Origin of the sequence: Streptomyces sp. NPDC060198 (assembly GCF_042728415.1) — a bacterium.
GTDB lineage: Bacteria > Actinomycetota > Actinomycetes > Streptomycetales > Streptomycetaceae > Streptomyces.
This window is the reverse complement of sequence record NZ_JBHWZJ010000315.1, coordinates 1-8,097: the sequence shown is the minus strand read 5'-3', so window position 1 is coordinate 8,097 and position 8,097 is coordinate 1. Positions and strand designations below refer to the sequence as shown.

At 70.5% G+C, this 8,097-nt stretch carries 8 protein-coding genes; 1 reads left to right on the top strand and 7 read right to left on the bottom strand.

Annotated features, from left to right (window positions below; all coding sequences use genetic code 11):
* Nucleotides 1-62: 62 nt before the first annotated feature.
* From ACFWEP_RS27680 to ACFWEP_RS27670, 3 genes are all read right to left on the bottom strand, one after another.
* Complete coding sequence (locus ACFWEP_RS27680; RefSeq protein WP_387373938.1) at nt 63-878, bottom strand: YceI family protein; 816 nt, start codon at nt 876-878, stop codon at nt 63-65.
* Nucleotides 879-1,048: 170 nt separating this feature from the next.
* Nucleotides 1,049-3,520, bottom strand: coding sequence for an MFS transporter (locus ACFWEP_RS27675; RefSeq protein ID WP_387373936.1), 2,472 nt, complete (start codon nt 3,518-3,520; stop codon nt 1,049-1,051).
* A gap of 82 nt (nt 3,521-3,602) precedes the next feature.
* Nucleotides 3,603-4,124 (bottom strand): MarR family winged helix-turn-helix transcriptional regulator, encoded by a 522-nt coding sequence (locus tag ACFWEP_RS27670; RefSeq protein ID WP_387373934.1) that lies wholly within the window; start codon nt 4,122-4,124, stop codon nt 3,603-3,605.
* 313 nt (nt 4,125-4,437) lie between these two features.
* Between ACFWEP_RS27670 and ACFWEP_RS27665 the strand changes: the two genes are divergently transcribed.
* The gene (locus ACFWEP_RS27665; RefSeq protein ID WP_328720664.1) at nt 4,438-4,653 is read left to right on the top strand and encodes a hypothetical protein; all 216 of its coding nucleotides are present in this window, start codon (nt 4,438-4,440) and stop codon (nt 4,651-4,653) included.
* A 246-nt stretch (nt 4,654-4,899) separates the two neighbouring features.
* On the opposite strand, the gene ACFWEP_RS27660 is transcribed toward ACFWEP_RS27665, so the two are convergent.
* The 4 genes from ACFWEP_RS27660 to ACFWEP_RS27645 form a co-directional block, all read right to left on the bottom strand.
* A complete protein-coding gene (locus tag ACFWEP_RS27660; protein ID WP_266706395.1) occupies nt 4,900-5,754 on the bottom strand; it encodes an RNA polymerase sigma factor SigF in 855 nt (284 codons plus the stop codon).
* 235 nt (nt 5,755-5,989) lie between these two features.
* Nucleotides 5,990-6,868, bottom strand: coding sequence for an RNA polymerase sigma factor SigF (locus ACFWEP_RS27655; RefSeq protein WP_387373932.1), 879 nt, complete (start codon nt 6,866-6,868; stop codon nt 5,990-5,992).
* 437 nt (nt 6,869-7,305) lie between these two features.
* Nucleotides 7,306-7,599, bottom strand: coding sequence for a Dabb family protein (locus ACFWEP_RS27650; protein ID WP_387373930.1), 294 nt, complete (start codon nt 7,597-7,599; stop codon nt 7,306-7,308).
* An 11-nt stretch (nt 7,600-7,610) separates the two neighbouring features.
* A complete protein-coding gene (locus tag ACFWEP_RS27645) occupies nt 7,611-7,775 on the bottom strand; it encodes a hypothetical protein (RefSeq protein ID WP_266706389.1) in 165 nt (54 codons plus the stop codon).
* Between the last annotated feature and the right edge of the window lie 322 nt (nt 7,776-8,097).

Sequence of the window (8,097 nt, the reverse complement as noted above, 5' to 3'; positions counted from 1 at the left end):
GGCGTACGCTCCGCGGCGGCCGGCCCGGCGCCGGGCCCGTCACCCGGCCCGTCGCGCACGGTTCAGGCGGGCAGGGTGTCGCCCTGGACCGCCTGGATGTCCAGCTCCACGCGGAGCGTCGTGCCGATGGCGGAGATGCCCGCCTTCACGACCTGGTTGTAGTTCATCGCGAAGTCGTCGCGGCGCAGCTCGGCCGTGGCGCGGAACGCCGCCCTGACGCCTCCCCACGGGTCGGGGCCGGTGCCGAGGTAGGTGAGGTCGAGGTCGACGGGGCGGGCGATGCCCCGCATCGTCAGCTCGCCCTCGACCGTCCAGCGGTCCGGGCCGGCCGGGACCAGTGCGTGGGAGTTGTACGCGAGTTCGGGGAACCGCTCCACGTCGAGGAAGTCGGCCGACCGCAGGTGCTTGTCGCGCATGCCGTTGCCGGTGTCGATGCTCGCCGCGTCGATGACGGCGTCCACCCGGGACCGGGCGATGTCCTCGTCGATCACGATCCGGCCGCTGAACTCGGTGAACCGGCCGCGCACGCTGGAGATGCCCAGGTGCTGGGCGGAGGCGGCCACCGAGCTGTGCGCGGGGTCGAGCGACCAGTCGCCGGGCGGGGGGAGTTCCACGCCGCCCTGGCGGGCCAGGACCACGGTGCCGGCCTCGATCCGGCCGCCGGCCGTGACGAGGGCGGTGGAAGCGGCCGGCGCGTAGCCGACGGCGGTCACGATCACCGTGTAGGCACCGGCGGGCAGCGGCTCTTCCGTGCGGGTCGCGCCGTCCTCGTCGGCCGTGGCGCGCAGTATCTGGGTGCCGGTCATGTCGGTGACCGTGACGATCGCGTGCTGGACCGCCCAGCCGTCCCGCGTCCGTACCTGTGCGCGAAGTCCCATGACGTTCTCTTTCCTTGTCCACTGACGTGACGACTCGGGATACGAGTCGGGCCCCGGGGCGGGGCGGCAGGCCGTCCCCTGCCTGCCGCACGCGCCACCGGGGCCCATTCCACCGGCCGGGACAGACTCTCCGCTGAAAGCACTGTCCCGCCAGGGGGCTTATCGCTCGGTCACTCGCCGGGGTGGGCGAGTTCGATGTCGTGTCCGTCGACACCGTGACCGGCGACGGCCACGGTGCTCGCCACCGGCGGGTAGCCGGTCGCGACGACGGAGTACTCACCGGCGTCCAGATCGGTGAAGGCGTACGCGCCGTCCGCACCGGTCGTGGAGGTGGCGACGACATTGCCCGCGGCGTCGATCAGGGTGACGCGGGCGTCCGCGAGGGCACCGCCGGCGGAGCCGGCGCGCACCACGCCCTGGACGAGGGCGCCGGCCTGGAGGGAGGCCTCGACCCGGGTGACACCCGTGCCGGCGATCTCCACCGGGAGGGCCAGCGGGCGGTGACCCGCCGCGTTCACCGCGAGCGTCACGGTGCCGGGGACCAGCTCGCCGAAGGCGAAGTCACCACTCTCGCCGGAGGTGCCGGTGGCGAGTACGTCACCGCGCACGTCGGTCACGATGACCATGGCGCCCCGGACCGGGGTACCGGCCTCGGCGGCCCGGACCGTACCGGCCAGTCCGCTGGTGCCGGAGAGCAGGATGTCGTAGGCCAGCGGCTCGTCGCCGACGACCACCGTGGACGCCTGCGGCTGGCAGCCGTCGGCGGAGGCGATCAGCACGTAGCTGCCGGTGCCGGGGGCGTCGAGGACGTAGGAACCGTCCGCCTGCGCCACCGAGCGGCCCAGCTGACGACCGCCGAGGGAGATCAGCGTGACGGCTGCCTGGGCGACGGGAGCGCCGTCCGCGCCGCGCACCACACCGCGCACCGGGGTGCCCTGGACGGTGGCGATGTCGGTCGCGGTGTCCGCGGGCGCCTGGAGCGTCGCGGTGGCGGCCGGGGCGACCGTGGCCGGGGCGGCCGTGGCCGCGGTGGCGGCCGGGGTGGCGTCGGCCGGAGCCTGGGCCGCGGCCTCGCTGCCGGTGTTCGTCCGGAGCGCGACCTCCTTGATGAAGATCGCGAAGAGGAAGGCGAGCAGCGCGCACGGGGCGGCGAACAGGAAGACGTCACCGACACCGTGGCCGTACGCGGACTCGACGACCGCACGCATCGGGGCGGGCAGCGTCGCCAGGTCCGGGATGCCGCCGCCGGTGCCGCCGGTGCTCTTGACACCGAGGTCCGAGAGGCCGTCCGACACGTAGTGGGTGACGCGGTTGGCCATGACGGCACCGAGCGCCGAGACGCCGATGGCGCCACCGAGCGAACGGAAGAACGTGACCACGGAGCTGGCCGCACCGAGGTCCTGGGGAGCGACCTGGTTCTGCGCGGCGAGGACCAGGTTCTGCATCATCATGCCGACACCGGCGCCGACGAGGAACATGAAGACCCCGACGTGCCAGTACGTCGTGTCGTACCGGATCGTGCCCAGCAGGCCGAGACCCGCGGTGACCAGGACGCCACCGGAGACGAGCCAGGCCTTCCAGCGTCCGGTCTTGGTGATGACCTGACCGGAGATGGTCGAGGAGAGGAAGAGACCCGCGATCATCGGGATCGTCATGACGCCGGACATCGTCGGCGACTTGCCGCGCGCCAGCTGGAAGTACTGGCTGAAGAAGACGGTGCCCGCGAACATCGCGACACCGACGAAGAGCGAGGCCACCGAGGCCAGGGTGATCGTCCGGTTGCGGAAGAGCCGCAGCGGGATGATCGGCTCGCGGGCCTTCGACTCGGTGAAGACGAACGCGCCGATGAGGGCCACGACGCCGAGCAGCATGACGACGGTCTGCCAGGAGCCCCAGGCGTACTTGTCGCCGGCGAAGGTCACCCAGAGCAGCAGCAGCGAGACGCCCGCGCTGATGAAGAACGCGCCGGTCCAGTCGACCTTGACGTCACGCTTGACGACCGGGAGCTTCAGGGTCTTCTGGAGCACGAAGAGGGCGATGATCGCGAACGGCACACCCACGTAGAAGCACCAGCGCCAGCCCATCCAGCTGGTGTCGGTGATGACACCGCCGAGCAGCGGGCCGCCGACGGTGGCGACGGCGAAGACCGCGCCGAGGTAACCGCTGTACCGGCCGCGCTCGCGCGGCGAGATCATCGCGGCGAGCACGACCTGCGCCAGGGCGGAGAGACCGCCGACGCCGATGCCCTGCACGACACGGAAGACGATCAGCATGCCGGAGCTGGTCGACAGACCGGCGGCGCAGGAGCCCAGCACGTAGATGACCAGGGCTATCTGGACCAGCAGCTTCTTGCTGAAGAGGTCCGAGAGCTTGCCCCAGATCGGGGTCGTCGCGGTCATCGCCAGCAGGGAGGCCGTGACGACCCAGGTGTAGGCGCTCTGGCCGCCACCGAGGTCCGAGATGATGTGGGGGAGGGCGTTGGAGACAACCGTCGACGACAGGATCGCGACGAACATGCCGAGCAGGAGCCCGGTCAGGGCCTCCATGATCTGCCGGTGTGTCATCGGCGCGCCGTCGGGAGCTTCGGAGCCCCCGTGCTTGGCGTGGCCGCCCCGCACACCGGTCGGTGTGGTCGTAGCCATGAATGTCCTTTGCTTTGCTTCTGTTACAGAGGTGTACGGGTGTCCGTCAGGTCGCCGTCGACCGGAACGAGCCCTTCCGGGGCTACTGCTCCGGGTCGGTGGCCGTCGGGGCGGTGGCCCCGGTGAGGCGCGCGCGACAGTCGTCGGTGTGCCGTCCGGGGGCGCACGCACTGGGGGTGCGGGCGGCGAAGCTGCCGCAGAGCCGTGCCAGCAACGTGATGAGTTGTCCGACTTCGTCGTCGGACCAGTCCGCGAGGTTGTGCGCGAACACTTCCGTGCTCCGACGGCTGAGGTCGGCGAGCACGTCGCGTCCGGAGGAGGTCAGCCGCAAGATGCGTGACCGCTTGTCCGCGGGGTCGGGAAACCGCTCTATCCAGCCGCGTTCCGCCACGTGGGCGACGTGTCGGCTGGTCACGGACATGTCCACGGAGAGCAGCTCGGCGAGCCGGCTGATGCGCATCTCGCCGTGCTGGGCGAGAAGCGTGAGCACCGCCGCCGAGCCGCCGGGGCAGTCGGAGGGCAGTGCGCGGGCGAGTCCCCGTTTCACGACGCCCACGGCGCTGAGGTGCCGGGCCAGTTCCTCGTACTGACTCCGTGCGGCCACGGGGCACCCCCAGACTTCTGCTCTGCATCTTGTTGCTTAGGGCAACCATAGAAGCCGTTGGTTGCTGCAGGCAAACTAAACGGGGCTTGCATAAGTAAAGGAACCCAAAAGGCTCCGTAGGCTGACGGTCAAAGCCCCAGCGTGTGGCCCCGGTGCGTCATCCGTGTGTCTCACACCACAGGGTGAGAGCCCCTGCGTCGCCATGTTGACGATGCGCGGTGTTGTGGAGATGAGGGGAATGTCCGTACGAACCGTCGCCCGCACGTCCCCCAGGGGTTGGGCGGAAGGCCCGAGTTCGCTAGGGTCCTGGCCCATGGCACACAACCCCCACGCCCCTCAGCAGGGCCCCGCGGGCAATGACGACCCGGCGGGCAGCACGCAGATGTTCCGCGCCTTCGTCGACGACGGAGAGCCGGAGCGCCGGCCGCAGCAGGCAGCCCCGTCCGGCGGTCCGAAGACCGGCGTGATCGTCGCGGTCGTCGCGGTCGTCGTCGTCCTTGCCGCGGTCGCCTGGCTCGCCCTCGGCTGACCCCCGCACCGTCCGGCCACGCGGCGGCCTCCGTCCTACGGGGGCCGCCGAGGCGTTCGTGGGCAGCGCGGGGCGCGCCTGCGGGGCGGCGGGCGCACGGATCGCGGGTGCGCGGCGCGGCCGGGCGTCGGAGAGCCGGACCGGCCGGACGTGCCGGGGCGCGACCCGGGGACGTCCGGGCGCGGCCCGGGCATGGGGGATGCCGCCGGGGCGCGTGAGCGCGTCTCCCCCGGCGGCCGGTGACCGTCAGTCGGTGATGAGCCCCTCGCGCAGCTGCGCGAGCGTGCGGGTCAGCAGGCGCGAGACGTGCATCTGGGAGATGCCGACCTCCTCGCCGATCTGCGACTGGGTCATGTTGGCGAAGAACCGCAGCATGATGATCTGCCGCTCGCGGGGAGCGAGCTTGGCCAGCAGCGGCTTCAGGGACTCGCGGTACTCGACCCCCTCCAGCGCGGTGTCCTCGTACCCCAGGCGGTCCGCGAGGGAGCCCTCGCCGCCGTCGTCCTCGGGGGACGGGGAGTCGAGGGAGGAGGCGGTGTAGGCGTTGCCGACGGCGAGCCCGTCGACGACGTCCTCCTCCGAGACGCCGAGCGCCTTGGCCAGCTCCGGAACGGTCGGCGAGCGGTCGAGCCGCTGCGCCAGTTCGTCGCTGGTCTTGGTGAGTGCCAGGCGCAGCTCCTGGAGCCGGCGGGGGACCCGCACGGACCACGAGGTGTCGCGGAAGAACCGCTTGATCTCGCCCACGACCGTAGGCATGGCGAACGTTGGGAACTCCACCCCCCGTTCGCAGTCGAACCGGTCGATCGCCTTGATCAGGCCGATGGTGCCGACCTGGACGATGTCTTCCATCGGTTCGTTGCGGCTGCGGAAGCGCGCTGCCGCGTACCGCACCAGCGGGAGGTTGAGCTCGATGAGTGTGTCGCGTACGTAGGCCCGCTCCGGGCTGTCCGTTCCCTCGGGACCGAGTGCGGCGAGCCGCAGGAACAGGGAGCGGGACAGCGTACGGGTGTCGATGGCTTCCGACGAGCTGGTGAGCACGGCAGGCGCGGGCGCGCTCTTCGTGAGCGTGAGCACCTTCGAGCTGCCCTGGTCTACGGACATGCCACCCCCTTGAGGTCGCGGACGGTCGCGGTGGCCGCGACCATCGGAGGAACGCAGCCTCCACCTGAATACCGGAGGGGAGGCTGCGGCAAACGCGGTTCCAGCAGAATGTCACATGTCGGCAACACGCTGTAGTGACATGTCGATAAGTCAGCGCCGCGTATGCGCAGGAAGCAAGGGGTGCGAGGGGTGCGGGGCGCCGGAAAACCGCTCGGAGACGTTCTACCCGTTCCGGTTATGCCTCGATCCTGTTTGCGGATCGCAGTCGGGCGAAACTTCTGGCCAAAAGTCTTGACACGTGCATCTGGGAGACGCCCAGTTCGGCACTGATCTGGGACTGTGTCAGGTTGCTGTAGTAGCGCAGCAGCAGAATCCGCTGCTCGCGCTCGGGCAGCTGTACGAGCAGATGCCGTACGAGATCGCGGTGTTCGACCCCGGCGAGTGCCGGGTCCTCGTACCCGAGGCGGTCGAGCAGACCGGGCAGTCCGTCGCCCTCCTGGGCCGCTTCCAGCGAGGTCGCGTGGTAGGACCGGCCGGCCTCGATGCAGGCCAGCACCTCGTCCTCGGAGATCCGCAGCCGCTCGGCGATCTCGGCGGTGGTGGGGGAGCGCCCGTGGGCCGTCGTCAGGTCCTCGGTCGCCCCGGTGACCTGCACCCAGAGTTCGTGCAGCCGGCGGGGCACGTGGACGGTGCGGACGTTGTCCCGGAAGTAGCGCTTGATCTCGCCCACCACGGTCGGCATCGCGAACGTGGGGAACTGGACGCCGCGTTCGGGGTCGAAGCGGTCGATCGCGTTGATCAGGCCGATGGTGCCGACCTGGACGACGTCCTCCATCGGCTCGTTGCGGCTGCGGAAGCGTGCCGCGGCGTACCGCACCAGCGGCAGGTTCGCCTCGATCAGCGCGGCCCGCACCCTGCGGTGTTCGGACGTGCCGGCATCGAGGTCCTTGAGCTGGCCGAAGAGCAGCTGGGTGAGAGCCCTGGTGTCGGCGCCCCGGGTTCTCGCCGGGGGCGTGGAGGGGTCGGGCGTCTCGGTCTGGATGTCGTCGGACAGCTCGGTCCGGTCCTTCTGGACGGTCTGGGGAGGCACTTGAGGCGCTGCACTGGCCGGCACGGTGACGCCACCCCTTCACGGTCACGCTTCATGATCACGCTTCATGGTCGGACTGCACGGTCGACTGACAGTCAACGTGACGGACAACTGCGGTCAATTCATCCATCAAAAGCGGTCATAGCATCACAAGACATGTCCACTGTGTGCAAGCACCGTATATAGCCGTGTTGGAGTCAAATGGGTTTAAAAACCAATAAAAGCCCCTCACCTGAGAGGTGAGAGGCGTCGGGCGACGGCCGGTGGCTCCGTGACCCCACTTGCCGGGGCGCTCGTGCGGAGGCGGAGCGGAGGTGGGGCGAAGGCTGGGCGAAGGCGGAGCGGAGGTGGGGCGAAGGCGGGGCGGAGGCGGGCGGGACCGGGGCGCACGTGGTGCGCGCAGGGGCCGCGAACGGCCGGGCGCGACCCGCGAACGGGCCGCGTGCCGGGGCGCGTAGGGCTCAGAAGGGGTAGTCGGCGATGACCCAGGTGGCGAACTCGCGCCACTGACCGGCCGCCGCCCGGTGCGCCGGGTGCTCGACGTACCGCTTGAGCGCGTCCTCGTCGGCGACGGCGGAGTTGATGGCGAAGTCGTACGCGATCGGCCGGTCGGTGATGTTCCAGGCGCACTCCCAGAACTCCAGCCCGGGTACGAGCCCGTCCAGTTCCCGGAACGCCTTCGCGCCGGCCACGACCCGCGGGTCGTCCCGCTCCACGCCGTCGTTCAGCTTGAACAGGACCAGGTGGCGGATCATCGGCAGGGCTCCTACTTCACCAGCTCGGACATGAAGTCCCCGACGCCCTGGGCGGCGCTGGAGATGCCTTCGAACCCTACCTGGACGAGGTCGGCGGCCCTCGCGGGCGACGTGATGATCGTGTACAGCACGAAGACCACCACGATGTAGAGCGCGATCTTCCTCGCTTGCGCCACAGCTCCTGCCTCCCCCTCGGTCCCGAGCGCGGTCGGCAGATTCTATCCGTACACCTGGCCGGATTCGGGGGCCGATGGCGATCGGTGTTCGAACCTGCCGCGGGGGAGGGGCCGGGCCGGTGTCCGGCTCGCCCGGGACCAAGGGCCCGGCGACAGGGGCCTTTCACTGGCCCGCACGGGCGGTGCGAGCGGGCACGATGGAAGCACGGCCCGGCGGACCAGGCAGGAATCCGCAGGGCATGGGACAGGCCCCTCTCTGTGGGGTCCGGCCGCGGCACTCCCCCCGACCGCGGCGGGACCAGTAGGGACCGTCCTCACCGGG